Source organism: Rathayibacter sp. PhB1 (assembly GCF_004362935.1).
GTDB lineage: Bacteria > Actinomycetota > Actinomycetes > Actinomycetales > Microbacteriaceae > Rathayibacter > Rathayibacter festucae.
Genome location: NZ_SNYD01000001.1, coordinates 583,469 through 608,998 on the forward strand (window position 1 = coordinate 583,469; position 25,530 = coordinate 608,998).

Genomic DNA, 25,530 nt, shown 5'->3' on the forward strand with positions numbered 1-25,530 from the left:
GCGATTAGGATCGAGCGCATGTGTGGAATCGTTGGATACGTCGGCGCGCGCGACAGCCTGGCCGTGCTGCTCGGGGGACTGAAGCGACTGGAGTACCGCGGGTACGACTCCGCCGGTGTGGCCGTGATCGACGCCGACGGCCGGATCGACAGCCGCAAGCGCTCGGGCAAGCTCAGCGTCCTCGTCGACGACCTCGAGGCGCACCCGATCGCGCAGGGCACCACCGGCATCGGGCACACCCGCTGGGCGACGCACGGCGGCCCGACCGACCGCAACGCGCACCCGCACCTCGCGGACGACGGGCGCCTCGCCGTCATCCACAACGGCATCATCGAGAACTTCCAGCCCCTCAAGGAGGAGCTGCTCGCCGAGGGCGCGGTCTTCGAGAGCGAGACCGACACCGAGGTCGCCGCGCACCTGATCGCCCGCGAGCACCGCCGCACCGGCGACCTCGTGCTCGCGTTCCAGGCCGTCGTCGCGCGCCTCGAGGGCGCCTTCACCCTGCTCGCGCTGCACCAGGACCAGCCCGGCGTCGTCGTCGGCGCGCGTCGCAACTCGCCGCTCGTGATCGGCCTCGGCGACGGCGAGAACTTCCTCGGCTCCGACGTCGCCGCGTTCGTCGAGTTCACCCGCCGCGCGGTCGCGATCGGGCAGGACCAGATCGTCACCATCACGCCGGACGAGGTCACCGTCACCGACTTCTTCGGCAACGCCGTCGAGACCGAGCCGTTCGAGATCGCCTGGGACGCGTCCGCCTCCGAGAAGGGCGGCTGGTCGAGCTTCATGGCCAAGGAGATCAGCGAGGGCCCGGAGGCCGTCGCCAAGACGCTCCTCGGCCGCATCCAGGACGGCGCGATCGTCCTGCCGGAGCTCGCGTCGCTCGACGCGACCCTCACCGACATCGACCGCATCACCGTGATCGCCTGCGGCACCGCCGCCTACTCCGGCATGGTCGCCAAGTACGCCATCGAGAAGTGGGCGCGCGTGCCCGTCGAGGTCGAGCTGAGCCACGAGTTCCGCTACCGCGACCCGGTGCTGACGCCGCGCACCCTGGTCGTCTCGATCAGCCAGTCCGGCGAGACCATGGACACGCTGATGGCCGTCAAGTACGCCCGCGAGAAGGGCGCGAAGACGCTCTCCGTCTGCAACACCCAGGGCGCGACGATCCCGCGCGAGTCCGACGCCGTGCTCTACACCCACGCCGGCCCGGAGGTCGCGGTCGCCTCGACCAAGGCGTTCGTCGCGCAGATCGCGGCGCTCTACCTCTTCGGCCTGCACCTGGCCGCGGCGCGCGGCGCGGCCACGCCCGAGCTGATCGCCTCGCAGGCCGCCCAGCTCGCCGCGATCCCGGAGAAGCTCTCGCGCGTGCTCGACGCCTCCGAGGCGATCGCCCAGCTGGCCGGCTGGATGGCGGACACCCGCGCGGTGCTCTTCCTCGGCCGCCACGTCGGCTACCCGGTGGCGCTCGAGGGCGCGCTGAAGCTCAAGGAGCTCGCCTACATCCACGCCGAGGGCTTCGCCGCGGGTGAGCTCAAGCACGGGCCGATCGCGCTGATCGAGCCGGGCCAGGTCGTCTTCGTCATCGTGCCGAGCCCGAGCGAGTCGTACGAGCTGCAGCGCAAGGTGATCTCGAACATCCAGGAGATCAAGGCGCGCGGCGCCCGGGTGATCGCGATCGCCGAGCAGGGCGACGCCGCCGCGATCCAGATCGCCGACGAGGTCGTGCCGATCCCGCTGGCCGACCCGCTGTTCGAGCCGCTGCTCGCGGTGACGCCGCTGCAGATGTTCGCGATGGAGCTCGCCTCGGCGAAGGGCCTCGACGTCGACCAGCCGCGCAACCTCGCCAAGTCGGTCACGGTCGAGTGACCCTGCCGTGATCGTCGGGATCGGCGTGGACGTGGTGGATCTCGCGCGCTTCGAGCGGGCGATCTCCCGCACGCCCCGGCTCCGCGAGCGGCTGTTCGCCGAGAGCGAACGTGACCTGCCGACGGCCTCGCTGGCCGGACGGTTCGCGGCGAAGGAGGCGCTGATCAAGGCGCTCGGCGACTCGGCCGGCGCGCGCTGGCACGACATGGTGGTCGAGCGGGACGAGCACGGGAATCCGTCCTTCGTCCTGCACGGCGCGGCGCGCGCGGCGGCGGAGTCGCGCGGGATCGCGCGGGTGCACCTCTCGATGAGCCACGACGCCGGCGTCGCTTGCGCGTTCGTGGTGGCCGAGTCGTGATCGCGCCGCTCGCCTTCCGCGAGGCGCTGATCGATCTGGACGCCGTCGCGGCGAACACGGCGCGGCTCCGCGAGCTGACCGCTGCGCCCCGGCTGATGGCGGTCGTCAAGGCGAATGCGTACGGGCACGGCGCGCTCGCCGTCGCGCAGGCGGCGCTCGCCGGCGGCGCGGACGCGCTCGGCACGGCCGATCTCGACGAGGCGGTCGCGCTCCGCGAGGCCGGGGTCCTGGCGCCGGTGCTCTGCTGGCTGCACGACCCCGAGCAGGACTTCGACACCGCCCTCGAGCACGGGATCGAGGTCGCCGTCTCCTCGGTCGGTCAGCTCGACCGGCTGGCGCAGGCCGCTGAGGACCGCGGGGTGCGCGGGGCGGTGCAGCTCAAGGTCGACACCGGTCTCAGCCGGAACGGCGCCGCGGAGGCGGAGTGGGGGCCGCTCGCGCAGTCCCTCTTCCGCCACGCGGCGCGCGGCTCGCTGCAGCTCACCGGGCTGTTCTCGCACCTCTCGAACACCTCGCGCGAGGAGGACCTCGCGCAGCTCGCACTCCTGCGCCGGGCGGAGGAGGTGCTGCGCGCGCACGGGACGCCGGCGCCGCTGGTGCACCTGGCCGCCACGGCCGCGGCGCTCCGCCTGCCGGAGGCGCGGCTCGACCAGGTGCGGACCGGCATCGGCGTCTACGGGCTCTCGCCGTTCGACGACGAGACGTCGCTCGGACTCGGCCTCGTACCCGCGATGACCCTGCAGGGGCGCGTCGCCGGAGTCCGGCGGGTGGCCGCGGGGACGGGCGTCAGCTACGACTACGCCTACCGGGCCGCCGGCGAGACGACGCTCGCGCTGGTGCCGTTCGGCTACGCCGACGGGATCCCGCGCGCCGCGTCCGGAGTCGCCGAGGTCTCGATCGGCGGGCGCCGGCACCGCATCGCCGGGAGGGTGGCGATGGACCAGTTCGTCGTCGACGTCGGAGACGCTCCCGTCGCGGTCGGCGACCCGGTGACGCTCTGGGGCGACCCGACCACCGGGGTCCCGTCGGTCGACGAGTGGGCGCGCTGGTGCGGCACGATCAACTACGAGCTGGTCACGCGGATCGGGCACCGTGTTCCGCGCAGGACGGTCGGCGGCGCCGCGGGAGGCGTCCGTGCCTGAGCGCGACCGGTTCGCCGACAGCACCGTCGAGATCGCGGATCCGGAGGCGATGGAGGAGCTCGGCCGCTCCCTCGGCCGGGTGCTGCGCGCGGGCGACCTGCTGGTGCTGACCGGGCCGCTCGGCGCGGGCAAGACGACCTTCACCCGCGGCCTCGGCGAGGGGCTCGGGGTGCGCGGGCCGGTGACCAGCCCGACCTTCGTGATCGCGCGGACGCACCCGCCGATGCACGGCGGGCCGCCGCTCGTGCACGTGGACGCCTACCGGGTCGGCTCCGCGGTTGAGCTGGACGACCTCGACCTCGACCTCGAGCACTCGGTCGTCGTGGTCGAGTGGGGCGCCGGTCTGCTCGACGGCGTCGCCGAGTCCTGGCTCGACATCGTGATCGAGCGCCCGACCGGCGGCTCCGACGCCGAGGACGGCGAGGAGCCGATCGAGCCGCGCACGGTGCGCTTCCGCGGGACCGGCTGGCGCTGAGAGTCTCGCCGACGGGGGTCTCGATACGCCGCTGCGCGGCTACTCGACCAGCATGATCTGCCTGCTGATCGAGTAGCCCTCGGAGAGGGCCGCGGTCATGCTGATCGAGTAGCCCTCGGAGAGGGCCGCCGTCATGCTGATCGAGTAGCCCTCGGAGAGGGCCGCGGTCATGCTGATCGAGTAGCCCTCGGAGAGGCCGTATCGAGATCGATCGAGCGACTGCGGAGCGCCGCGGGCTCCTCGGTCGGTGCCCGTCCGCCCGCGGGTAGCCTGTCAGGGTGCTGCTCGCGATCGACACCTCCTCCGGAACCTCCGTCGCCGTCGTCGGCGCCGACGGGGCGGTCCGCGCCGAGCGCACCGAGACCGACACCATGCGGCACGCCGAGGTCGTCGGCCGGCTGATCCGGGAGGCCCTCGAGGCGGCCGGCATCGGCCCGGACGCGATCGAGGCCGTCGCCGTCGGCATGGGCCCCGGCCCCTTCACCGGACTCCGGGTCGGCATCGCCGCCGCCCGCGCCTTCGCGTTCGGCCGCGGCGTGCCCACCCTGCCGGTCGTCTCGCACGACGCGGTCGCGCTCGGCGCCCTGCGCCACGGCCGCGCCGCCGGCTTCCTCGTCGTCACCGACGCACGCCGCCGCGAGCTCTACTGGAGCGCCTACGCCGGCCTCAACGAGCAGGGCCTGCCCGTCCGCACCGCCGGTCCCGGCCTCGACAAGCCGCCCGCGCTGCCCTTCCCCGAGCTGCCCCGCCTCGAGGCGGAGACGGTGTCCGCCGCCGAGCTGGGCGTCGTGGCCGCGCTCACCCGCGCGGCCGGCCGCGCCCCCGCGGCGGACGAGCCGCTCTACCTCCGCTCACCCGACGTCACGCTCTCCGCCGGTCCCAAGCGGGTCACCGCGTGAGCGCGGAGCTGCGCGACGCCACGGTCCACGACCTCGACGCGATCATGGCGATCGAGGAGTCGGAGTTCACCAGCGACGCCTGGTCCCGCACGATGATGCGCGAGGAGATCCGCAGCCGGCACACCCGCTACCTGGTCGCCGAGGACGCGGGCGAGCTGGTCGGCTACGCCGGGCTGCTCTGCCCGGTCGGCGCGCACGAGGGCGACGTGCAGACCATCGCGGTGCTCGCCTCCGCCCGCCGCACCGGGCTCGGAAGGCGCCTGCTGCGCGCGCTCGTCGCCACGGCGGCGGAGCGCGGTGCCCGCGAGGTCTTCCTCGAGGTCCGCGCCGACAACCCCGTCGCCCAGTCGCTCTACCGCTCGGAGGGCTTCGAGGAGATCGGGGTCCGCCCCGCCTACTACCAGCCCGACGGCGTCGACGCGCTCGTGATGCGCGCGCCGATCGCCGCCTCTCGACAGGAGTCGCCATGACCGCCGGTCCGCTCGTCCTCGGCATCGAGACCAGCTGCGACGAGACCGGGATCGGCATCGTCCGCGGCACGACGCTGCTCGCCAACACCATCGCCTCGTCGATGGAGGAGCACGCCCGCTACGGCGGCGTCGTGCCCGAGGTCGCCGCCCGCGCGCACCTCGAGGCGCTCGAGCCGACGCTGCGGACGGCGCTCGCCGAGGCCGGCGTCTCGCTGCAGGAGCTGGACGCGATCGCGGTCACCAGTGGTCCCGGGCTCTCCGGGGCGCTGATGGTCGGCGTCGGCGCGGCCAAGGCGCTGGCGGTCTCGCTCGGGAAGCCGCTCTACGCGGTCAACCACCTCGTCGGGCACGTCGGCGCCGACGTCCTGCGCGCCGACGGCGGCGAGGGCGGTCCGGTCGAGGTGCCCACCATCGCGCTGCTCGTCTCCGGCGGGCACACCTCGCTCCTGCACGTGCGCGATCTCGTCTCCGACGTCGAGCTGCTCGGCGAGACCATCGACGACGCGGCCGGCGAGGCGTTCGACAAGGTCGCCCGCGTGCTCGGCCTGCCCTACCCCGGCGGCCCGCAGATCGACCGCGTCGCCGCCGGCGGCGATCCGCGGGCCATCCGCTTCCCCCGCGGCCTCACCCTCCCGAAGGACAGGGAGAAGCACCGCTACGACTTCTCCTTCTCGGGGCTGAAGACCGCGGTCGCGCGCTGGGTGGAGAAGCGCCAGGACGCGGGCGAGGCGGTGCCGGTCGCCGACGTCGCCGCGAGCTTCCGCGAGGCGGTCGCCGACGTGCTGCTCACCAAGGCGATCGCGGCCTGCGTCGACCGGGAGGTGCCCCGGCTGCTGCTGGGCGGGGGAGTGGTCGCCAACGCGCGGGTCCGCGAGCTCGCCGAGGAGCGCTGCGCGGCGGCGGGCATCGCGCTGCGGATCCCCCCGCTCTCGCTCTGCACCGACAACGGTGCGATGATCGCGGCGCTCGGCGCGCAGCTGATCGAGGCGGGGCACGCGCCCTCGAGCCTCTCCTTCGGCGCCGACTCCACGCTGCCCGTCACCGAGATCCAGGTGCGCTAGGCGCTCTACCGCAGTGCCGTCGCGCGTCACAAGCGCCGTCCAGGGTTTTGACAGCCCTCCGGGGACGCTGCCACGCTGAGCGCATCCACTCGTTCCTGATCAAGGGGGATCCACCATGACCGCTCCGTACACGCCCGCGTCCGATCGCTACAACATCCTGGCGATCATCGGCTTCATCGCCTCGTTCTTCGTCTCGATCGTCGGCATCGTCCTCGGCTTCATCGCCCTCTCGCAGATCAAGCGGACCGGTGAGCGCGGTCGCGGCCTCGCGATCGCCGCCGTCGTGATCGGCTTCGTCGCGATCATCATCACCATCATCTCCGCCGTCGCGCTGTTCTCCCTCGCGGGCATCGCGAGCACGACGAACTACTGATCCCCACCGCCCCGCCCCGCACGGCGGGGACGGCGGAGCGCTCGAGGAGGGCGACGTGAACGACGAGTCCACCGGCGATCCGGCACCGGGATCGGTGCCGCCCCCGCCGCCGCGGTACGCGCCGCCCTCCGGAGCACCGTCCCCCGCCTCCGCTCCGCCGGCCGCCGGTGCCGCGTCCGGCTGGACCGGGGAGGCCGTTCCCCCCGGAGCCCCGAGCGGCCAGGAGGCCTTCGACGGCTCCGCGCATCCCGGTGCTCCCGCGCCGCGCCCGCCGCTGAACGGCCTCGCCGTCGCGGCCCTGATCTGCGGCATCCTCGGGCTCGCGCCCGCCGCGATCGTCCTCGGGCACGTCGGCTTCGCGCAGGCGCGCCGCTCGGGGCAGCGCGGCCGCGGACTCGCGATCGCCGGCTTCCTCCTCGGCTACCTCGCGCTCGTGCTGCTGCTGGTCGGCGCTCTCGCCTACTCGGCCTTCGTCGGCGGACTCCGGACGGACGGCTACCTCCCGGCCTGAGCCGGTCGGCGGCCTCGTTCTAGACTTCGAGGCATGAGCGACAGCAGCCGGCCCGGGTCCGACGACCGACAGGGCCCTCCCGTCCCCCCTGCTCCCCCCGTGCCGCCGGCGCCCCCGGCCCCGCCGGTGCACTCCGGCGACACTCCGGCGCCCCCGGCCCCGCCCGCGTACTCGGGTGGCACCCCGACGGCACCGGGACAGGGCGCCCAGGACACCCCGCCGCCCGCGTACGGGACGCCGCTCCCGCCGGCCCCGAGCGCCGCGCCGCCGCAGTACGCCTACGTCCCGGCGCCCACGACGGTGCCCAAGACCCTGAGCCTCACCGGCATGATCCTCGGCATCGTCGGCCTGGTGATCTCGATCTTCGGCTGGGGCTTCGGCTTCATCCTGTCCGCGCCCGCGATCGTGCTCGGCTTCCTCGGCCGCCGTCGCGAGCCGGGAGCACGCGGCTTCGCGCTGACCGCGATCATCACCGGCATCGCCGGCGTCGTGGTCTCGCTGATCTACCTGGCCGTCACGATCGTGATCTTCGTGGTCGCCCTCGACGCGGCGACCTCCTCCTCCGGCTACTAGGCGCCGACGGCCGGTCTCAGGAGACGCGCTCGGCGAGCAGGGCGCGGTGGCGCCCCTGGATCCTGGTGAGGATCAGGACGGCGCTACCCCGCCCGGCCAGGCCGAGCTTCCTGCGGAAGCGCGCGGGGTCGACGTCGACGCCGCGCTTCTTGATCTCCAGGACGCCGATGCCGCGGGCGCGCAGCTCGCGCGCGAGGGTGCGCTCGTCCAGGGGCAGCTCCGCGAGCACGCGGAAACTCCGCAGGAACGGCGACGCGGACGGCTCGTCGCCCGTGAGGTAGGCGATGCCGGGCGAGAGCATCCGCGAGCCGCTGGTGCGGGCCAGCTCGCCGAGCAGGCGCGCGCGGATGGCCGACCCGTCCGGCTCGTGCACGAACGCGCCGAGGTCGCCCACCTCCTCGTCGTCGCTGTCGGCCGGGGCGGTGAGCTCCACGGCGCCGGTCGCCGAGAGCAGGAGCGCGGACCGGCGGACGCCCGGCCGAGCGAGCGGACCGAACCACAGGCCCGTCTCGACGAGCTCGCCGTCGACCGACACCCACTGCGCCTCCGCGTCCGCGGGGATCCGCTCGCGGTCGAAGCCAGGCCCGAGCTTCACGCCCACGGGCCGCGCCTCGGCCAGGCCGAAGGCGAAGTCGAGCGAGGGGGAGTAGTCGTCGGGATCGTCGAGGCGCCGGGTCTCCCGGTGGCCGGCGGTGCGGCGGGCCGGGTCGAGGTAGACGGCGTCGAAGCCGTCCAGGTCGAACGCCTCGGCGTCGCCGTGCACGGCCTGCGCGGAGGGGAACGGGGCGAGGTTGAAGCTGGCCAGGGTCGCGGTGATCTCGTCGGCGTCCACCGCGGTCACCTCGAGGTCGATGGCGGCCATCGCGAGCGCGTCGCCGCCGATGCCGCTGCCGAGGTCGGCGATGCGGGTGAGCCCGGCCGAGGAGAAGCGGCCGGCGTGCAGCGCCGCGACTCGGAGGCGGGTCGCCTGCTCGAGCCCGGCGTCCGTGAAGAGCATCGACAGGGCGAACTCGCCGAACTTCCCGGTCGCCTTCGCCCGCAGCCGAGCCTGGGTCAGCACGGCCGACACCAGGCCGGGGGAGTGGCCGGCGGAGCGGAGCGCGGCGACGGCGCGCACCAGGTCGTCCGCGCGGTAGCCGTCGAGCGAGTCGAGGAGCCGGAGGCCCTCGGGGGAGAGGAGCTCGACCAGCTCGGCGCGTTGCATCCGGCCATGCTAGGCCACGCCCTCCGCACGACGCGGCGCGCCTGCCTGGCACTCTGATTGCACGAGTGCCAGCGGAGCCTCTACAGTGGAGCTAGCACTCTCGGAGCGTGTCTGCCAACGGCGGCGCTCCGCCCCCGTCGTCGTCAAGAAAGAGGTCAACCGTGTCGGTGTCCATCAAGCCGCTCGAAGATCGCATCGTCATCAAGCAGGTCGAGGCCGAGCAGGTCACTGCTTCCGGTCTCGTCATCCCCGACACCGCCAAGGAGAAGCCCCAGGAGGGCGAAGTCGTCGCCGTCGGCCCCGGCCGCATCGACGACAACGGCAACCGCGTCCCGCTCGACGTGGCCGTCGGTGACAAGGTCATCTACTCCAAGTACGGCGGAACCGAGGTCAAGTTCGGTGGGGACGACCTGCTGGTCCTCTCCGCCCGCGACGTCCTCGCGGTCGTGGTCCGCTAGAGACGGATCCCCGAAGGGCCCGGCGACGCGAGTCGCCGGGCCCTTCGTCTTCCAGCGCAGTGGGCCCGGCGACGAGAGTCGCCGGGCCCTTCGTCGTGCGCCCGGTCCTCTTCGCGACCGGTGGCCTGATCCTGACGTCCGGTGACCGTTCCGGGCGGTCCGCGGGCGCCGGCCCTGCGTAGCATCGGACGGGTGCCCGCCTCCCGCCTCCCCGCCGATCCCGCCTCGCCGACGACGGGCGACGCCGCGGCCGGCGAGGGCGTCGAGGCCCTGCCCGTGAAGGGCGCCGGCGGCGCGCTGTCGTCGACCGGCCTCTGGTTCGGCTTCGCGGCCTACCTGCTCTGGGGCGCGATGCCGCTCTACTTCATCGCGATGGCCCCCGCCTCGCCGTTCGAGATCGTCGCGCTGCGCGTGCTCTTCTCGCTGGTCTTCTGCCTGCTCCTGCTCACGGTGACGCGCAGCTGGCGCGGCTTCGCGGCGCTCTTCCGCGAGCCGCGGCTGCTCGGCGTGATGGCGATCGCCGGTGTGCTGATCTACATCAACTGGCAGGTCTACGTCATCGCGACGACCACGGGCCACGTGATCGAGGCGGCCCTCGGCTACTTCATGAACCCGCTCGTCACGGTGCTGCTCGGCGTGATCGTGCTGCGCGAGCGGCTGCGGCGGGCGCAGTGGGTCGCGATGGCGATCAGCGCCGTCGCCGTCCTCGTGATCGCCGTCGGCTACGGCTCCTTCCCCTGGGTCTCGCTCGCGCTCGCCTTCTCCTTCGGCCTCTACGGCCTGGTGAAGAGCCGGGTCGGCGGCCGGATGGACGCGGTCAGCGGTCTCACGCTCGAGACGCTCTGGCTCACGCCGCTCGCGATCGTGCAGCTGCTGGTCGTCGGCTCGACGGTCGGGCTGACGCTCGCGACGGAGGGCACGGGGCACGCGCTCATCCTCGCCTCGGCCGGCATCGTCACCGCCGTGCCGCTGCTGCTCTTCGCGGGCGCCGCCCGGCGGCTGCCGCTCTCGATCGTCGGCTTCATCCAGTACCTGACGCCGGTGCTGCAGTTCGTCGTCGGCGCCTTCCTCCTGCACGAGGAGATGCCGCCGGAGCGCTGGATCGGCTTCGCGCTCGTCTGGGCGGCCCTGGCGATCTTCTCAGTCGACCTCGTCTCGGCCGAGCGCCGGAGGCGGCGCATGACGGCCGGACCTGCGGATCGCGTCGCGGGAGAGCGCTCCGACGACGAAAAGTAACGATCAGGTCGCGAAACGCATCTGAAACACCCCCGTATTGTTCACGGCTTCTCCGAAGGTTAGGTTGGCCGAGCGGTTGCCTCCGGCACCGCTCCCACGACAGAACCTCTCAAGGAGAAACATGCGCGTTCACGCGAAGGCCGGGACGGCCCGTACGCGATCCCTCCGGGCGACCCTGAGCGGGGTCGCCTTCCTGGGCGCCAGCGCTCTCGTCCTCGCCGGTTGCGCCAGCGGCGGCGGCGGAGACGCGGGCACCGACGGCGGCGAGTCCGGCGACCTGTCCCTGAAGATCGGCACGATCCTCCCGCAGACCGGCACCCTGGCCGTCCTCGGCCCGCCCGAGATCGCGGGCGTCGACCTCGCGGTCAAGGACATCAACGACGCCGCTGCCGGCCTCACCATCGATGTCGAGCAGAAGGACTCCGGCGACACCACGACGGACATCGCGACGCAGTCCGCGACCTCGCTGATCGCCGACGGCGCGAGCGTCATCATCGGTGCGGCCTCCTCGGGCGTCTCGAAGACGTTCATCGACCAGGTGACCCAGGCGGGCGTCGTCCAGATCTCGCCGGCCAACACCTCGCCGGACTTCACCACCTACGACGACGACGGCTACTACTGGCGCACCGCCCCCTCGGACGTGCTCCAGGGCCGCATCCTCGGCAACAAGATCCTCGGCGACGGCAAGACCAACGTCTCGATCCTGTACCTGAACGACGCGTACGGCACCGGCCTCGAGTCGAACATCAAGGAGACCCTCGAGGCGGGCGGCGCGACCGTCGCGGCCGAGGAGATCTTCGAGCCGGCCTCGACCGACTTCAACTCGGCGCTGACCTCGCTGCTCGCCCCGAACCCGGACGCGCTCGTCGTCATCTCGTTCGACGAGATCACCACGATCGCGGAGCAGCTCGCGGCCAAGGGCTTCGACTTCGCGAACCTCTACGGCACGGACGGCAACTACGGCGTCATCACCGATGCGGACACCAACGTCGACATCGACGGCGCCCAGTTCACCAACCCCGGTGTGCAGGCGTCCGACGAGTTCCAGTCGAACCTCCAGGCTCTCGTCGAGGAGCAGGGGAACGACGCGCTGACGGTGTTCAGCTACGCCCCCGAGTCCTACGACGCCACGGTGCTCGCCGCGCTCGCCGCGCTCAAGGGCGGCGCGACCGACGGAGCGACGATCCGCGACAACCTGCAGGACGTCTCGACCGAGGGCACGAAGTGCACCACGTTCGCCGACTGCGCCACGATGCTCGCCGACGGTGAGGACATCGACTACGACGGCCTCTCCGGCCCGATCTCGTGGGACGAGAACGGCGACCCGACCGAGGCGTCGGTGTCGATCTACAAGTACGGCCCCGGCAACGTCACCTCGTTCGAGGAGACCGTCGACGGCTCGCTGAACTAGCACCCCGCCTGCGGCTCCGGCCGCGACGCGCGAAGGGGCCCGGTCATCCGACCGGGCCCCTTCGTCGTCCCCGGGAGGCCGTCGATCGGCACGGACGCGGCGCTCAGCGCTGCAGGACCGGCGGGTGGGACCTCATGCTGATCGAGTAGCCCTCGGAGAGGGCGTATCGAGATCCACCCGGCTGGTGACGGTGGGTCTCGATACGCCGCTGCGCGGCTACTCGACCAGCATGGTCTCGCTGCGCGAGCATGACTCCGCGGCATGCACGCGGCGCACGCGCGGGTATTCCCTGCTGATCGAGCAGCCCTCGGAGAGGGCGTATCGAGATCCACCCGGCTGGTGACGGTGGGTCTCGATACGCCGCTGCGCGGCTACTCGACCAGCATGCTGGGGCCGCTCGACTCATGCTGAATGAGGGGGCCGCTCGACTGGGAGCTCATGCTGATCGAGTAGCCCTCGCAGAGGGCGTATCGAGATCCCCCCACCGGACGACGGTGGGTCTCGATACGTCCCTGCGGGACTGCTCGACCAGCACGGCCGGAGGGCGTCGGTCGCCGGTAGACCGCCGTACGACGCAGCGAGCGCGCGCCCCCGGGGGGACGCGCGCTCGACGACGTGGCGGTGCGGCCTCAGGAGGCGCGGAGGAGCTCCGCCTCCTGGGCCAGGCGGTAGGTCACGAACGAGCGGCTGTAGTTGCGGCGCTTGCCGCCGGTGGTCTCGGCGATGACGACCTGCGCGTAGACGCCGACCACGGACCAGCGCTCGTAGTCGCCGATCGCACCGGTGCCGAAGGTCGCGCCGAGGGCGACGGGTGCGGGGGTGTAGCTCTTCATGGGTCGGCTCCTTCGAAGACGGGGACCGCGGCGCCGGGAGGGGACGCGGAAGGGGAAGGAATCGGTGCCGAGGGGGGCGGGAATCCGGCCCTGATCAGGGGGAGAGGAGTCCGGTCGAGGTGTCGGCGCCGATGTTTCTTGTCCCCAAAATTACGGCACGGCGGCCGCTGTCCTGACCCTCGGGCGGGGGGTCCCAGCGCAGAGAGAGACTCGATGTCCGTGAGGCGCCGGTGGTCACTGCCAGCGGCAGGAGTCCTCGGCGATGAAGCGGTAGAGCGCCCCGCGCACGGCGTCGGAGACGCCGACCGCGACGACTCCCGACGTGCCGTCGTCGAGCGTGACGGCGACCGGGAGGAACGTGCCGCGCTTGTCCTCCGAGACGGTGTGCGTGTTGCAGTTGCTCGGCAGGATCGCGAGGTCGACGCGGGCGGCGTCCGCGTCGGCGTCCATGCGCACGCCGACGGGCCAGGCGTCCGCTCCCGAGGCGGGCCGGAGCAGGATCGTCCGGCCGATCGCCGCGATCGAGACGCCTCCGTCCGCCCCCGTGGGGGACAGGACGACCTCCAGGTGCGCGACGGGCTCTCCGCCCTCCTGCGCCACCGTGACGGCGTCTCCGGGCACGATCGACACCACCGCCGCCACGCGCTGCGCGAGGCAGTCCTCGGCGTGGATGCGCGGCAGGCTGCCGAGCGGATCGTCCGGCGCGACCACGGCCGTCCCCGACACCCCGCCCTGCGTGAAGGCGAGCCGCACGCGGGCGTCCGCGCCGGGGTCCGCGCAGTCCGGGGGAGCGAGCTGCAGCCGGAGCGCGGTCGTCGTCCCCGGGCGCACCGTGGTCGGGCCGTCGGTGGCGGCCGGGTCGGTGAAGGCGGGGGAGTCGAGCCGCGCCTCCCAGACGTCCAGGGGCTCGTCGGCGGTGTTGGTCACCAGGACCTCGAGCCGGCGGGGACCGTAGTCGTCGCGGTTCTGCTGCACGCCGACGGAGACGCCCGCCGGCAGCTCCGAGACCGGCCCGGGTGCGCAGCCGGAGAGGGGCCCCGCCGCGAGCGCGACGACGATCAGAGCGGCGCGGCGGCGCATCCGGTCCTCCTCCTCGACGACGACGGGCCCGCCCCCGCCTCTCGGCGGGTGACGGGCCCGGGGGTGCGGCGGCCTCAGCCGCCGACGGTGGGCGTGCTCGTGGTGACCTCGTTGGTCGTCGCGAGCGTGCCGAGGTAGAGCTCGATCACCTTCGGATCGTTCATCAGCTCGCGGCCGGGACCCTCGTAGGCGTCGCGGCCCTGGTCGAGCACGTAGCCGCGATCGCAGATCTGCAGCGCGCGGCGGGCGTTCTGCTCGACGATCATGATCGAGACGCCGGCGCGGTTGATCCGCTGGACGTTGACGAAGGTCTCGTCCTGGCGCATCGGCGAGAGACCGGCGCTCGGCTCGTCCAGCAGCAGCATCGACGGGTCCATCATCAGGGCCCGCGACATCGCGACCATCTGGCGCTCGCCGCCCGAGAGCGAGCCGGAGCGCTGCTTGAGGCGCTTGGTCAGCTCGGGGAAGAGCTCCGTCACGAACTCGAGGCGGTCCTTGAACATCTTCGGCTTCTGGTACATGCCCATCTCGAGGTTCTCCTCGATGGTGAGCGACGGGAAGACGTTGTTGTTCTGCGGCACGAAGCCGACGCCCTTGGAGACCAGCTTGTCGGCCTTGAAGCCGGTGATGTCCTCGCCGTTCAGCAGGACCGTTCCCTGGCGGATGTTCACCAGCCCGAACATCGCCTTGAGCAGCGTCGACTTGCCGGCACCGTTCGGGCCGATGATGCCGACGAGCTCGCCCTTCTTCACGTAGACGTTCGACCCGTTCAGGATGTTGACTCCCGGCACGTACCCCGCGTGGAGATCGTGCGTCTCGAGCGTGTTCTGGGTCACTTCTCGTCCTTTCCGAAGTCGACGGCGGGCGCGTCGGTGGTCGGCGCGATGCTCGTCGGTGCGCCGTCCGCGGGGGCGGCCGTCGCGGGGGCGGCGTCCACGGCGTGCGCGACGGCGGGGGAGGGCGCAGCGGCGGGCGCGTCGTCGTGGTGCGGGTGCACGTCGACGCCGGCCGCCTCGGCCCGCTTCTCGACGTCCTCGCGGACGAGGTCCGAGTCCATCTCCTCCGCCACCTCGAGCTGGCCCTCGATGGTGCCGAGGTCGGTGTCGTGGTGCGCGCCGAGGTAGGCGTCGATGACCGCGGGGTCGTTCATCACCGTCGAGGGCGGTCCCTCGGCGACGACCTTGCCCTCGGCCATCACGATCACCCAGTCGGCGATGGTGTTGACCATGTGCATGTCGTGCTCGACGAAGAGCACGGTCATGCCCTCGTCCTTCAGGTTGACGATGTGGCCCAGCAGCGACTGCGTCAGCGCCGGGTTCACGCCCGCCATCGGCTCGTCGAGCATGACCAGCTCGGGCTCCGACATCAGGGCGCGCGCCATCTCGAGCAGCTTCTTCTGACCGCCCGAGAGGCTGGACGCGTAGTCGTCCTTCTTGGTGTCGAGCTTGAACTTCTCCAGCAGCCGGATCGCGCGGTTCTCGATCGACTCCTCCTCCTTCGACCACAGCGGCCGGATGAGCGAGGTGAGGATGTTCTCGCCCTTCTGCCCCTTGGCGCCGAGGAGCATGTTCTCGAGCACCGTCATGCCGCCGAGGGCCTTGGTGAGCTGGAACGTGCGGACCATGCCCATCCGGGACACCTTGTAGGCGGGGACGTTCGCGAGGTTCTTGCCCTTGAAGTTCCAGCGCCCGGTGTTGGGCTTGTCGAAGCCCGTCAGCAGATTGAAGAACGTGGTCTTGCCGGCGCCGTTCGGGCCGATCAGCGCGGTGATCGAGCCGCGCGGGATCTCGACGTGGGCGACGTCGACCGCGGTCAGGCCGCCGAAGCGGCGGCTGACGCCGTCGGCGACGAGGATGGGGTCCTTCTTGACGACCCCGGGGACGATTTCCTGCTCGGTGATGTCCGAGACCGGCGTTTTAGGCAAAGTGCAGATCCTTCTTCTTGCCGAAGATGCCCTGGGGTCTGAAGATCACCAGGAGCATGAGGGCCACACCCACCACGATGAACCGGATCGGTCCGGTCTGCACGGTGGTGAGCTTGATGAGGTCGTTGTTGAGGACCCCGGTGTCGATCCCGAGCGTGAGCAGTCCGTCGGTCAGACCGAGGACGACCCAGAAGATGATCGAGCCGACGACCGGCCCGAAGACCGTCGCGGCACCGCCCAGCAGCATGATCGTGTAGAGGAAGAACGTCAGCTGGGTGCCGTAGTTGTCGGGCTGCAGCGAGCGCGGCAGGATGAACAGCGCTCCGGCCAGGCCGCCCAGCACGCCGCCGAGGATCAGCGCCTGGATCTTGTAGGAGAAGACGTTCTTGCCGAGCGAGCGCACGGCGTCCTCGTCCTCGCGGATGCCCTTGATGACGCGGCCCCAGGGGCTGCGCATCAGCAGGAAGACCAGCAGGCAGGCCAGGAGCACGAGGCCCCAGCCGACGATGCGGACCCACCACTGGTCCTGGTTGTAGGTGAGGATCCCGATCCCGAAGCGCCCCTCCGGCAGCGGGTTGAGGTCGTTGAACGCCTTCGCCGCGCCGTTGATGCCCTCCGAGCCGCCGGTCACCGCCGAGAACTCCGGTGTCTTGACCGAGAGCCGGACGATCTCGGCCGCCGCGATCGTGACGATCGAGAGGTAGTCCGCCCGCAGTCTCAGCGTCGGGATGCCGAGGATGAGGGCGAAGAGAGTCGCCGCGACGATCGTCGCGAGCAGGGAGCCCCAGACGGGCCATTCGAACTTGACCGAGGTGATGGCGAAGGCGTAGCCGCCCACCGCCATGAAGCCGGCCTGGCCGAAGTTGAGGAGGCCGGTGAATCCGAAGTGGATGACCAGGCCGATGGTCGCGAGCGCGTAGGCGGCGACGGTGGGATCGACGATCTGCCCGATCGCCAGCCAGATGAAGTTGAGGTTCATGGTGTCAGCCGATCCGTTCCTTGCGACCGAGGATGCCCTGCGGTCTGACCAGCAGGATGATGATCATGAGGACGAGCGGAGCCACGTACTTGAGGTTCTCCGGGATCCAGATCGTCGAGATGTTCATCATCAGGCCGATGATGAGCGAGCCGACCAGCGCTCCGTAGGCGGAGCCGAGTCCGCCGAGCGTGATCGCCGCGAAGATCAGCAGCAGGATCGACGCTCCGGTGTCCCAGCGCAGCGACTGGTAGTAGCCGATGTAGACGCCGGCCAGTGCGGCGAGGGCTCCGGAGAGCACCCAGACCACGCGGATGACGCGCTCGACGTTGATGCCGGAGGCGGAGGCGAGGGCCCGGTTGTCGGACACCGCGCGCATCGCCTTGCCGATCTTGGTCTTCGTGAGCAGCAGGGCGACGCCGACGATGCAGACGATGCCGACGGCCGCGCCGACGAGGTCGGTGAACTTCAGGCTGATGCCGAGCGCCGGGACCGTGAAGAACGGCGCCGTGCTGTTCGGCAGGGAGAGCCGGTCCGCGCCGAAGAAGAAGACGAAGGTGTAGCGCAGCGCGAGCGACAGGCCGATCGTCACGATCATCAGCGGGATGAGCTGGATGTTCCTCTTGCGCAGGGGCTTCCAGAGGAGTCCGTCCTGCGCGAAGCCGAACACCCCGCCGAGGATCACCGCGATCGGGATCGCCAGCAGCGCCGGCAGCCCGAAGACGCCGGAGAAGAGGTACGCCATCAGCGCGCCGAAGGTGACCAGCTCGCCGTGGGCGAAGTTGTTCAGCCCGGTGACGCCGTAGATCAGCGAGGCGCCGATCGCCGCGAGGGCGATCAGGAGTCCGAAGATCAGGCCGGTGACGACCTTGGGCCAGAAGATGATCCAGAAGGTGTTCGCCGTGACCGGCTGGTTCGCCGCGGTCGAGGTCCCGTCGGGGTTCGTCGCGTCGTTGCCCGTGGTGCCCTCGGTGGCGGGGTTCGTGGGGGCGGCGGAGTCGGTCGGGACCGGAGCGCTCGCGCCCGTGCCGATCGGGTTGGCCGTCGAGACGATGAAGTTCACGATCTGGTTCTGCGAGGAGACGATCGTCACCTGCTTCGGGTTCTGCCCCGCTGCCGGGTAGCCCTTGTCGGCGGGGAGCGTCTCCTCGTCGACCGCCACGCTGAAGGTGCCGGCCTCCTCGAGCGGGAAGACGGCGCGGCCGTCGTCGCCCGTGGTGAGGGTCGCGGTGGCGTCGCCGCCGAGCTCGACGGTCACCCCCACCAGGTTCTCGTTGGTGCCCTGCACGCGGACCCAGGCGATGATCGACTGGTCGGCCGTGGTCTCGGCGGTCGCGGCGGGTGCTGCGGCGGCGACGCCGGTCAGGGTCGCGGCGAGCAGGCCGAGTGCGACCAGGCCGTCGCGGAGCGTGCGGAGTGTGGGGAGCCGCCTAGGCACGGGGAGCCTCCCGGTCCGTCGGATGCAGGGTCGTCGCGCGCTTGTGGCGCGTCGAACGGCTGGCTGTGAGCAAGACGTCTACCTCTCGTCAGGGTGCACAGACGGATGGGGTCCTCGGGCGCGCCCGGATCGCCGTCGTCAAACAACGTTGGTTGACCATACGTTCCGCATGTGTCGGCGGTGTTTCCCCACCTGCACTACTGCGTGACGACATTATGCGGGGCGGAGAGCGCTCCCGTGTCCCCCGCACGGGTCGCGAGCGCGCCCGGAGCACATCGGAGGGACGTCCGGGCAGGAATACCGGGCGCGTCGCCGCGCTTAAGATTGAGCATCCGGGACACCCGTGACCGGATGCGCGACCTCCACCACCGGGCCACCCGCACGACCTGCTAAGGGGCATTGATGGACCAGCCGGATCCCTTCGGATTCCTCGGACTCACCTACGACGACGTCATGCTCCTCCCCGGGCACACCGACGTCATCCCGAGCGAGGCCGACACGGCCTCCCGGCTCACCAAGCGCATCACGGTCGCGACCCCGCTGCTCTCCGCGGCGATGGACACCGTCACCGAGTCGCGGATGGCGATCGCCATGGCCCGTCAGGGCGGGCTCGGCATCCTGCACCGCAACCTCTCGATCGCGGATCAGGCCGACCAGGTCGACCGCGTCAAGCGCAGCGAGTCGGGCATGGTGTCGAACCCCGTCACCACCACTCCCGACGCGACCGTCGCCCAGGTCGACGACCTCTGCGGCCAGTACCGGATCAGCGGCCTCCCCGTCGTCGACGCGAGCGGCGTCCTCGTCGGCATCATCACCAACCGCGACATGCGCTTCGTCTCGCCGTTCGAGAAGGCGTCCACCCTCGTCCGCGACGTGATGACGAGCGCCGGCCTGATCACCGGCCGCGTCGGCATCCCCGACAGCGAGGTGATCGCGCTCTTCGCGCAGCACAAGATCGAGAAGCTGCCCCTCGTCGACGCGCAGGGCAAGCTCGCCGGGCTCATCACGGTGAAGGACTTCGACAAGTCCGAGCAGTACCCGAACGCGACCAAGGACGAGGAGGGTCGCCTGCGCGTCGGCGCCGCCATCGGCTTCTTCGGCGACGCCTGGCAGCGCGCCACCGCGCTCCTCGACGCCGGGGTCGACGTCCTCGTCGTGGACACCGCCAACGGCGACTCCGCGGGGGTCCTCGAGATCATCCGCCGACTGAAGTCGGACCCCGCCTTCGCCGGCGTCGACGTCATCGGCGGCAACGTCGCCACTCGCTCCGGCGCGCAGGCGCTCGTCGACGCGGGCGCCGACGCCATCAAGGTCGGAGTCGGCCCCGGCTCCATCTGCACCACCCGCGTCGTCGCCGGCGTCGGCGTGCCGCAGGTGACCGCCGTCTACGAGGCGTCGGTCGCCGCCCGCGAGTCGGGCGTCCCGGTGATCGCCGACGGCGGGCTGCAGTACTCCGGCGACATCGCGAAGGCGCTCGTCGCCGGCGCCGACACCGTCATGCTCGGCTCGCTCCTCGCGGGCTGCGAGGAGAGCCCCGGCGACCTCGTCTTCCAGAACGGCAAGCAGTTCAAGACCTACCGCGGCATGGGCTCGCTCGGCGCGCTGCAGACCCGCGGCGAGCGGACCTCCTACTCGAAGGACCGCTACTTCCAGTCCGACGTGCCCACCGACGACAAGCTGATCGCCGAGGGCATCGAGGGCCAGGTGCCGTACCGCGGGCCGCTCGCGAACGTGGCGTATCAGCTGGCGGGCGGGCTGCGGCAGTCGATGTTCTACGTGGGGGCGCGGACGATCTCGGAGCTCAAGGAGCGGGGGAAGTTCGTGCGGATCACGGCGGCGGGGCTCAAGGAGTCGCATCCGCATGATGTGCAGATGGTGGTGGAGGCGCCGAACTACCGGCGCTGAGGCTGCTGCTGCTGCTGCTGGTGGCTGGGGTCTGAGGGGGGTCGGCGTCGGGTCGTGAGGGCGGCCCCTCTGCCCGATGGGCCTTCGGCCCATACGCCCACCACACCGGAGGGGCCGCCCTCACGACCCGACGCCTCCCACTCGGGGCACGCGGACCTGGGGGAGACCGAGGGACGCAGCGCGAGCGGCGCTGACGCGCCGCCGCGACTGCGCCTGCTGGCGGCAGCGCGAGCGGGCTGTGCCCGCCGCGACTGCCCTGCCAGGCACGCGCGGCAGCGAGGTCGGAGCGCTATCCGCTGATCCGCGTGCCAGCGGATCGGCGTGCGCGGACTCTCGACGCTCTGCGGGACGCGACCATCTGCCTGAGCCGACCGCGGCCGTGCAACGAGCGCAGCGAGGCGCACGGCGCAGGAAGCACCGCCCGGCGATCCGCGTGCCAGCGGATCGGCGTGCGTGGACGCGAGACGCTCTGCGGGACGCGACCATCTGCTCGAGCCGACTGCGGGCGAGCGACGAGCGGAGGGGCGAGCGCAGCGAGGCACGGAGCGAGGAGCGAGCCACAGTAAACTCGGCCTCATGGAGATCGAGATCGGGCGCGCCAAGCGCGCCCGCCGCGCGTACGCCTTCGACGACATCGCGGTGGTCCCGAGCCGCCGGACCCGCGACCCGGAGGTGGTCTCGGTGAAGTGGGCGATCGACGCGTACCAGTTCAGCACTCCGATCCTCGCGGCCCCGATGGACTCGGTGGTGTCGCCGGCGACGGCGATCACGCTGGGCCGGCTGGGGGCGCTGGGCGTCCTCGACCTCGAGGGGCTGTGGACGCGCTACGAGGACCCGGAGCCGCTGCTGGCGGAGATCCGGGAGCTGCCGGCGGAGCGCGCGACGCAGCGCATGCAGGAGATCTACTCGGAGTCCGTGAAGCCGGAGCTGGTGACGGCGCGGCTCGCGGAGATCCGCGCGGCCGGCGTGACCGTCGCGGGCGCGCTGTCGCCGCAGCGGACCGCCGAGCTGTACCAGACGGTCGTCGACGCGGGGGTCGACGTGTTCGTCATCCGCGGCACGACCGTGTCGGCCGAGCACGTCTCGCGGGACACCGAGCCGCTCAACCTCAAGAAGTTCATCTACGAGCTCGACGTGCCGGTCATCGTCGGCGGGGCCTCGACGTACACGGCCGCCCTGCATCTGATGCGCACGGGCGCCGCGGGCGTCCTCGTCGGCTTCGGCGGCGGCGCCGCCTCGACCACCCGCGCGACGCTCGGCATCCAGGCGCCGATGGCCACCGCGGTCGCCGACGTCGCCGGCGCTCGCCGCGACTACCTCGACGAGTCCGGCGGACGCTACGTGCACGTCATCGCGGACGGCGGCCTCGGCACCTCCGGCGACATCGTCAAGGCCGTCGCGGTCGGCGCCGACGCCGTGATGCTCGGCTCCGCGCTCGCCCGCGCGACCGACGCGCCCGGCGGCGGCTGGCACTGGGGTGCCGAGGCGCACCACCAGCAGCTCCCGCGCGGACGCCGCGTCCAGGTCGGCACCGTCGGCACGCTCGAGCAGGTGCTCTACGGCCCCGCGACCGACGCGAACGGCACCGCCAACCTGATCGGCGCCCTGCGCCGCTCGATGGCGACCACCGGCTACTCCGACCTCAAGGAGTTCCAGCGCGTCGAGGTCGTCGTCGCCCCGTACCAGCCCAGCTAGCCCGCCGGCCGGCCGAGGCGTCCCCGAACGGTCGAGACGTCCCGCAGCAGCTGGACGCTTCGACCGTTCGAGGACGTCTCGGCGGGGCGCACTCCGGCGCGCGCGAGGGCGGCGAGCATCGGGCGCGCGGCGTAGGCGTCCTGCCAGCGCCAGCGGACGACACCGCTGACGAGAGCGCGGAGGCGGTCCTCCCGTCGCTTCTCGTCCAGCAGTGCCTGCTCGGGGCTGCGCCCGCGGAGGAACCGCGGATCCGTGTACTTGTGCGCCCCATCGGCCTCGCCGATGACGTCGGCGTCCTCGAAGAAGAAGTCGACCGGGCCGATCAGGCCCTCGTCGTCGTGGAACGGCCGCTGGAGCACAGGACGGGGGAGCCCCGCGTGGTGCATCGCGACCCGGCTGATCGACTCCAAGGGCGAGTCGGCGCGCTCGTCGGCGAAGTCGATCGCCCGCGCCGCCGCCGTACGGCCGCGGGCCCCGCCGGGAAGGACGGCGAGGCGCTCCCTCAGCTCCTCCAGCTCGAGAAGGTGCTCGCCGTGGCTGCCGCGCATCCGCAGGGCGTGGTCCGCCGCGGTGACGGCGCGCCGGAAGGACGAGAAGCGGCAGAGGTCGAGCACGGTCTGCGCGAGATCGGAGATCGTCAGCCCGTCGACGACCACCACCGAATCGGATGACACGCCGCGGTGCTCCGCGACGCGGTTGCGCGATCGGCTGCCGACCGCCGGCGACGCCGCGACGTGCACGGTCTCGTCGAGCGGCTCGACCAGGGGGAGGTCCCAGACAGCGGCGGCGGATTCACGGAGGAAGACGGGCCGGCCCCACGTCGCGGCGACTGCGTCGATGCGGGCGCGGTGGCGCGCGTCGACTGAGGCGCTCGCCCACTCCGCCGCGCGCACGTGGACCCCGCGACGGAGGCGGACGAACTCCGCCGACCTCCCGCAGGCCCCTCCCCGGAACAGCTCCACCCGTGTCATCCCGGAACCCTCCCACTCCGGGCGCCCTCATCGGCCGGCCTCTCCCCACCTCTGTGGACGGCGCGCGACGCCCTGTGGAGAGCGAGGCGTCCCACTGTGGTCGAGACGTCCTGCTGCGGGTGGACGTCTCGACCGTTCGGGGACGCCTCGGCGGCGGCGACCGGTGGCCGATGGCCGGGTCCTCCGTGGGCGAACGCGGGTCGGGGGTGGGCGGTGGCCGCCTAAACTGGGAGGAATCCCGAGGTCGGAGCGCTGTCAGGCGCGGATGGAGCACGCATGGTCGAGGTCCGCAGGGTCAAGCTGCCCGGTGTCGGTGTCCTGCACACCTTCCTCACCGCCGACGGCGGCAAGGTCGGCGTCATCGCCCACCGCTCGGGTCACAGCGACCTGATCACCTTCGCCGAGGGCGACCAGGACGGCGCGAAGGTCTCGCTCCGCCTCAGCGACGACGAGGCGCACACCCTCGCCGAGCTGCTCGGCGGCACCCAGATCACCGAGTCGCTCACCGCGCTCGACCAGATCCCCGGGCTCTCCATCGACTGGTTCACCGTCGACTACGACGACCACATCGCGGGCCAGCAGCTCGGCAAGCCCGCCGACCGCGGCATCGTCGGCCTCACCGTCGTCGCCGTCGTGCGCGGCGACGCGGCGAACCCCGCTCCCGCCCCCGACTTCCGGGTGTTCCCGGGCGACACGCTCGTCGTCGCCGGCAGCCCCGAGAAGGTCGCCAAGGCCTTCGCCTTCTTCCGCTCCGGCGTCTTCGCCAAGGCTCCCGAGACGCCGCCCGGAGCCTGAGGATGCACCACGGCGAAGACCTCATCGTCCTCGGTGTCCTGTTCGTCGTCGCCTACGTCCTCGGGCGGCTGGGGCGCACGATCGGCCTTCCGGCCATCCCGATCTACATGGTCGTCGGCCTGCTCGCGAGCCCGAACTTCCACCTCTTCCCGCTCGACTTCGAGTCGTCCTACATCGAGCTGACGGCGGTCTTCGGGCTGATCCTGCTGCTGTTCAACCTCGGCCTGGAGTTCGATCAGGACGAGTTCTACGGCAACGCGGCGCGGCTGATCCTCTCCGGCGGCTCCTACATCGCCGTCAACATGGCCGCCGGGCTCGCCTTCGGCTTCGTGCTGGGCTGGGGCAGCCGCGAGGCGCTGATCATCGCGGGCATCACGGCGACGAGCTCGAGCGCGATCGTGACGAAGCTGCTGATCGAGCTCAAGCGCCTCGCCAACCCGGAGACGCCGATGATCCTCGGCGTGACCGTCGTGGAGGACATCTTCATCGCGGTCTACCTGGCGATCGTGTCGGTCGTGCTCTCGGGCGAGACGGAGCCGTGGCCGGTCGTGCTGAAGCTGGTCATCGCGTTCGCGTTCCTCGTGGTGATGTTCGCGATCGCGCGCTGGGGCGGCCGGGTGGTCTCCCGGTTCTTCCGCACCCGCGACGACGAGCTGTTCACGATCCTCTTCTTCGGTCTCGCGATCCTCTTCGGCGGGATCGGCGAGGTGCTCGGTGTGACCGACGCGATCGGCGCGTTCCTGATCGGCCTGGTGATCGGCGCCACCCGCTTCCGCGCGCGGGTCGAGCGGATCGCGATCCCGCTCCGCGACGTCTTCGGCGCCTTCTTCTTCGTGAACTTCGGCCTCGGCCTCGATCCGGGAGCCTTCCCCGACGTCGTCCTGCCGGTGATCGCCGCCGCGGTGATGACGATCGTGCTCAACCTCGGCGCCGGCCAGTTCGTCGCCTGGCTGAACAAGCTGGGTCCGCGCGCCGGGCTGAACGCGGCGTTCATCCTGCACAACCGGGGCGAGTTCGCGCTGATCCTGGCGACGCTCTCGCTCTCGGCGGGGCTCGACGAGCGGATCCAGCCGTTCGCGGGTCTCTACGTGCTGATCATGGCGATCGTCGGCCCGATCCTCGCGTCGCGCTCGGAGAGCATCGGGCAGTTCCTCTCGCGGCGGCGGCACCGGCCGAAGCCGGCCACCCGCAGCGCGATGGCGGAGGAGGACTTCGCCCTGGTCGAGGCGGCGATGGCGGACGGGGCGGCGGACGAGCGTCCGGCGGCCGACCCCGCCGAGGCGCCGGTCGCCGAGCCTGCTCCCCGCCCGCGCCGGCCCGTCGAGCCGGACGAGCTGGACGACGAGTTCCCGGACCCGATGCGGCAGGCCCTCATCGACCAGGCCATGCAGCAGTCCGACGGCATCGACTCCGACCGGCCGCGGCGCCCGCGCGAGCCCGACTACTGATCCACCCGGCGCGGTTGCTCGGCGGACGCCCTCTGCTGATCGAGTAGCCCGCGGAGCGGGCGTATCGAGATCCACGTGAATCAGAAGGACGAGTCTGCAGGCCCGCCGTGCTGATGGCGGTGGGTCTCGATACGCCCCTGCGGGGCTACTCGACCAGCATGGGAGACGCTCCTGCGGGGCTGCCGGCCTGCAGGGGAGACGCCCCTGCGGGGCTGCTCGACCGGCATGGGAGACGCCCCTGCGGGGCTGCTCGACCAGCATGCAAGTGGGCTGCGGAGCAGGCGAGGGCCTCGCTTCATGCTGATCGAGTAGCCCGCGGAGCGGGCGTATCGAGATCCACGTGAATCAGCAGGAGGGATCTGCAGACCCGCCCTGTCGGTGACGGTGGGTCTCGATACGCCTCTGCGGGGCTGCTCGACCAGCAGGAG

The 25,530-nt window shown here is 71.8% G+C and carries 26 protein-coding genes; 17 read left to right on the plus strand and 9 right to left on the minus strand.

Features of this window, described 5'->3' with window-relative positions:
* Positions 1 to 18: 18 nt before the first annotated feature.
* Genes glmS through tsaE form a run of 4 tightly spaced genes read left to right on the plus strand, consistent with a single transcriptional unit; the run spans position 19 to position 3,841 of the window.
* A complete protein-coding gene (gene glmS, locus EDF17_RS02810) occupies positions 19 to 1,866 on the plus strand; it encodes a glutamine--fructose-6-phosphate transaminase (isomerizing) (RefSeq protein WP_123445077.1) in 1,848 nt (615 codons plus the stop codon).
* Between the two features lie 7 nt (positions 1,867 to 1,873).
* Complete coding sequence (locus EDF17_RS02815) at positions 1,874 to 2,224, plus strand: holo-ACP synthase (RefSeq protein ID WP_123445078.1); 351 nt, start codon at positions 1,874 to 1,876, stop codon at positions 2,222 to 2,224.
* Positions 2,221 to 3,366, plus strand: a complete 1,146-nt coding sequence (gene alr / locus EDF17_RS02820; RefSeq protein ID WP_123445079.1) for an alanine racemase — start codon at positions 2,221 to 2,223, stop codon at positions 3,364 to 3,366. Before EDF17_RS02815 ends, alr begins: the two co-directional genes overlap by 4 nt.
* Positions 3,367 to 3,415: 49 nt before the next feature.
* Positions 3,416 to 3,841 carry a tRNA (adenosine(37)-N6)-threonylcarbamoyltransferase complex ATPase subunit type 1 TsaE gene (tsaE, locus tag EDF17_RS02825; RefSeq protein WP_123445363.1) on the plus strand — a complete coding sequence of 142 codons (426 nt, stop codon included), beginning with the start codon at positions 3,416 to 3,418 and terminating at the stop codon, positions 3,839 to 3,841.
* Positions 3,842 to 3,880: 39 nt separating this feature from the next.
* Here tsaE and EDF17_RS20415 read toward each other — a convergent pair whose 3' ends face one another.
* On the minus strand, positions 3,881 to 4,012 hold the full coding sequence (locus EDF17_RS20415; RefSeq protein ID WP_260321473.1) for a hypothetical protein: 132 nt from the start codon (positions 4,010 to 4,012) through the stop codon (positions 3,881 to 3,883).
* Positions 4,013 to 4,119: 107 nt separating this feature from the next.
* Here EDF17_RS20415 and tsaB point away from each other — a divergent pair, with 107 nt between their 5' ends.
* The 6 genes from tsaB to EDF17_RS20420 all read left to right on the plus strand — a co-directional run bounded on the left by tsaB (position 4,120) and on the right by EDF17_RS20420 (position 7,728).
* A complete protein-coding gene (tsaB, locus tag EDF17_RS02830; RefSeq protein ID WP_123445080.1) occupies positions 4,120 to 4,740 on the plus strand; it encodes a tRNA (adenosine(37)-N6)-threonylcarbamoyltransferase complex dimerization subunit type 1 TsaB in 621 nt (206 codons plus the stop codon).
* Entirely contained in the window at positions 4,737 to 5,210 is a 474-nt protein-coding gene (gene rimI / locus EDF17_RS02835) for a ribosomal protein S18-alanine N-acetyltransferase (protein ID WP_243732768.1), read from the plus strand. The genes tsaB and rimI overlap by 4 nt, the downstream gene beginning before the upstream one ends.
* Positions 5,207 to 6,271, plus strand: a complete 1,065-nt coding sequence (gene tsaD / locus EDF17_RS02840; RefSeq protein WP_123445081.1) for a tRNA (adenosine(37)-N6)-threonylcarbamoyltransferase complex transferase subunit TsaD — start codon at positions 5,207 to 5,209, stop codon at positions 6,269 to 6,271. Before rimI ends, tsaD begins: the two co-directional genes overlap by 4 nt.
* Positions 6,272 to 6,386: 115 nt before the next feature.
* A complete protein-coding gene (locus EDF17_RS02845; RefSeq protein WP_123445082.1) occupies positions 6,387 to 6,644 on the plus strand; it encodes a DUF4190 domain-containing protein in 258 nt (85 codons plus the stop codon).
* 55 nt (positions 6,645 to 6,699) lie between these two features.
* Positions 6,700 to 7,155, plus strand: a complete 456-nt coding sequence (locus EDF17_RS02850) for a DUF4190 domain-containing protein (RefSeq protein ID WP_123445083.1) — start codon at positions 6,700 to 6,702, stop codon at positions 7,153 to 7,155.
* Between the two features lie 33 nt (positions 7,156 to 7,188).
* Positions 7,189 to 7,728, plus strand: a complete 540-nt coding sequence (locus tag EDF17_RS20420; protein ID WP_159423392.1) for a DUF4190 domain-containing protein — start codon at positions 7,189 to 7,191, stop codon at positions 7,726 to 7,728.
* Positions 7,729 to 7,744: 16 nt separating this feature from the next.
* Here EDF17_RS20420 and EDF17_RS02865 read toward each other — a convergent pair whose 3' ends face one another.
* Positions 7,745 to 8,932: a class I SAM-dependent methyltransferase gene (locus EDF17_RS02865; RefSeq protein WP_123445086.1), complete on the minus strand. Its 1,188-nt coding sequence runs from the start codon at positions 8,930 to 8,932 to the stop codon at positions 7,745 to 7,747.
* Between the two features lie 161 nt (positions 8,933 to 9,093).
* On the opposite strand from EDF17_RS02865, the gene groES reads away from it, so the two are divergent.
* From groES to EDF17_RS02880, 3 genes are all read left to right on the plus strand, one after another.
* Complete coding sequence (groES, locus tag EDF17_RS02870) at positions 9,094 to 9,390, plus strand: co-chaperone GroES (RefSeq protein WP_068251574.1); 297 nt, start codon at positions 9,094 to 9,096, stop codon at positions 9,388 to 9,390.
* A gap of 270 nt (positions 9,391 to 9,660) precedes the next feature.
* Positions 9,661 to 10,626, plus strand: a complete 966-nt coding sequence (gene rarD / locus EDF17_RS02875; protein ID WP_123445365.1) for an EamA family transporter RarD — start codon at positions 9,661 to 9,663, stop codon at positions 10,624 to 10,626.
* Positions 10,627 to 10,747: 121 nt separating this feature from the next.
* Positions 10,748 to 12,037, plus strand: coding sequence for an ABC transporter substrate-binding protein (locus EDF17_RS02880; protein ID WP_123445087.1), 1,290 nt, complete (start codon positions 10,748 to 10,750; stop codon positions 12,035 to 12,037).
* Between the two features lie 629 nt (positions 12,038 to 12,666).
* Here EDF17_RS02880 and EDF17_RS02885 read toward each other — a convergent pair.
* The 6 genes from EDF17_RS02885 to EDF17_RS02910 all read right to left on the minus strand — a co-directional run bounded on the left by EDF17_RS02885 (position 12,667) and on the right by EDF17_RS02910 (position 18,288).
* The gene (locus tag EDF17_RS02885; protein ID WP_123445088.1) at positions 12,667 to 12,870 is read right to left on the minus strand and encodes a hypothetical protein; all 204 of its coding nucleotides are present in this window, start codon (positions 12,868 to 12,870) and stop codon (positions 12,667 to 12,669) included.
* Positions 12,871 to 13,104: 234 nt separating this feature from the next.
* Positions 13,105 to 13,950 (minus strand): hypothetical protein, encoded by an 846-nt coding sequence (locus EDF17_RS02890; protein ID WP_123445089.1) that lies wholly within the window; start codon positions 13,948 to 13,950, stop codon positions 13,105 to 13,107.
* A gap of 74 nt (positions 13,951 to 14,024) precedes the next feature.
* Positions 14,025 to 14,786, minus strand: a complete 762-nt coding sequence (locus tag EDF17_RS02895; protein ID WP_123445090.1) for an ABC transporter ATP-binding protein — start codon at positions 14,784 to 14,786, stop codon at positions 14,025 to 14,027.
* A complete protein-coding gene (locus EDF17_RS02900) occupies positions 14,783 to 15,874 on the minus strand; it encodes an ABC transporter ATP-binding protein (protein WP_123445091.1) in 1,092 nt (363 codons plus the stop codon). The genes EDF17_RS02895 and EDF17_RS02900 overlap by 4 nt, the downstream gene beginning before the upstream one ends.
* Complete coding sequence (locus tag EDF17_RS02905; RefSeq protein ID WP_123445092.1) at positions 15,867 to 16,853, minus strand: branched-chain amino acid ABC transporter permease; 987 nt, start codon at positions 16,851 to 16,853, stop codon at positions 15,867 to 15,869. Before EDF17_RS02905 ends, EDF17_RS02900 begins: the two co-directional genes overlap by 8 nt.
* Positions 16,854 to 16,857: 4 nt before the next feature.
* A complete protein-coding gene (locus EDF17_RS02910; RefSeq protein WP_243732769.1) occupies positions 16,858 to 18,288 on the minus strand; it encodes a branched-chain amino acid ABC transporter permease in 1,431 nt (476 codons plus the stop codon).
* A 402-nt stretch (positions 18,289 to 18,690) separates the two neighbouring features.
* On the opposite strand from EDF17_RS02910, the gene guaB reads away from it, so the two are divergent.
* Positions 18,691 to 20,193, plus strand: a complete 1,503-nt coding sequence (gene guaB, locus EDF17_RS02915) for an IMP dehydrogenase (RefSeq protein WP_123445093.1) — start codon at positions 18,691 to 18,693, stop codon at positions 20,191 to 20,193.
* A gap of 576 nt (positions 20,194 to 20,769) precedes the next feature.
* On the plus strand, positions 20,770 to 21,888 hold the full coding sequence (locus tag EDF17_RS02920; RefSeq protein WP_123445094.1) for a GuaB3 family IMP dehydrogenase-related protein: 1,119 nt from the start codon (positions 20,770 to 20,772) through the stop codon (positions 21,886 to 21,888).
* Here the strand turns inward: EDF17_RS02920 and EDF17_RS02925 are convergent.
* Entirely contained in the window at positions 21,885 to 22,859 is a 975-nt protein-coding gene (locus EDF17_RS02925) for a hypothetical protein (RefSeq protein ID WP_133671850.1), read from the minus strand. The two genes, EDF17_RS02920 and EDF17_RS02925, sit on opposite strands and share 4 nt — an antisense overlap.
* Before the next feature lie 276 nt (positions 22,860 to 23,135).
* Between EDF17_RS02925 and EDF17_RS02930 the strand changes: the two genes are divergently transcribed.
* Together EDF17_RS02930 and EDF17_RS02935 are read left to right on the plus strand one after the other, a co-directional pair.
* Positions 23,136 to 23,654, plus strand: a complete 519-nt coding sequence (locus EDF17_RS02930; RefSeq protein ID WP_123445096.1) for a TrkA C-terminal domain-containing protein — start codon at positions 23,136 to 23,138, stop codon at positions 23,652 to 23,654.
* 2 nt (positions 23,655 to 23,656) lie between these two features.
* The gene (locus EDF17_RS02935; protein ID WP_123445097.1) at positions 23,657 to 25,102 is read left to right on the plus strand and encodes a cation:proton antiporter; all 1,446 of its coding nucleotides are present in this window, start codon (positions 23,657 to 23,659) and stop codon (positions 25,100 to 25,102) included.
* Positions 25,103 to 25,530: the final 428 nt, after the last annotated feature.

Coding starts and splice junctions, on each gene's coding strand:
- EDF17_RS02890 (WP_123445089.1), bottom strand. CDS start 13,950: ATGCGCCGCCGCGCCGCTCTGATCGTCGTCGCGCTCGCGGCGGGGCCC.
- tsaE (WP_123445363.1), top strand. CDS start 3,416: ATGGAGGAGCTCGGCCGCTCCCTCGGCCGGGTGCTGCGCGCGGGCGAC.
- EDF17_RS02885 (WP_123445088.1), bottom strand. CDS start 12,870: ATGAAGAGCTACACCCCCGCACCCGTCGCCCTCGGCGCGACCTTCGGC.
- EDF17_RS02935 (WP_123445097.1), top strand. CDS start 23,657: ATGCACCACGGCGAAGACCTCATCGTCCTCGGTGTCCTGTTCGTCGTC.
- EDF17_RS02845 (WP_123445082.1), top strand. CDS start 6,387: ATGACCGCTCCGTACACGCCCGCGTCCGATCGCTACAACATCCTGGCG.
- EDF17_RS20415 (WP_260321473.1), bottom strand. CDS start 4,012: ATGACCGCGGCCCTCTCCGAGGGCTACTCGATCAGCATGACGGCGGCC.
- EDF17_RS02905 (WP_123445092.1), bottom strand. CDS start 16,853: ATGAACCTCAACTTCATCTGGCTGGCGATCGGGCAGATCGTCGATCCC.
- EDF17_RS20420 (WP_159423392.1), top strand. CDS start 7,189: ATGAGCGACAGCAGCCGGCCCGGGTCCGACGACCGACAGGGCCCTCCC.
- EDF17_RS02930 (WP_123445096.1), top strand. CDS start 23,136: ATGGTCGAGGTCCGCAGGGTCAAGCTGCCCGGTGTCGGTGTCCTGCAC.
- tsaD (WP_123445081.1), top strand. CDS start 5,207: ATGACCGCCGGTCCGCTCGTCCTCGGCATCGAGACCAGCTGCGACGAG.
- EDF17_RS02925 (WP_133671850.1), bottom strand. CDS start 22,859: ATGACACGGGTGGAGCTGTTCCGGGGAGGGGCCTGCGGGAGGTCGGCG.
- EDF17_RS02920 (WP_123445094.1), top strand. CDS start 20,770: ATGGAGATCGAGATCGGGCGCGCCAAGCGCGCCCGCCGCGCGTACGCC.
- EDF17_RS02880 (WP_123445087.1), top strand. CDS start 10,748: ATGCGCGTTCACGCGAAGGCCGGGACGGCCCGTACGCGATCCCTCCGG.
- guaB (WP_123445093.1), top strand. CDS start 18,691: ATGGACCAGCCGGATCCCTTCGGATTCCTCGGACTCACCTACGACGAC.
- EDF17_RS02865 (WP_123445086.1), bottom strand. CDS start 8,932: ATGCAACGCGCCGAGCTGGTCGAGCTCCTCTCCCCCGAGGGCCTCCGG.
- glmS (WP_123445077.1), top strand. CDS start 19: ATGTGTGGAATCGTTGGATACGTCGGCGCGCGCGACAGCCTGGCCGTG.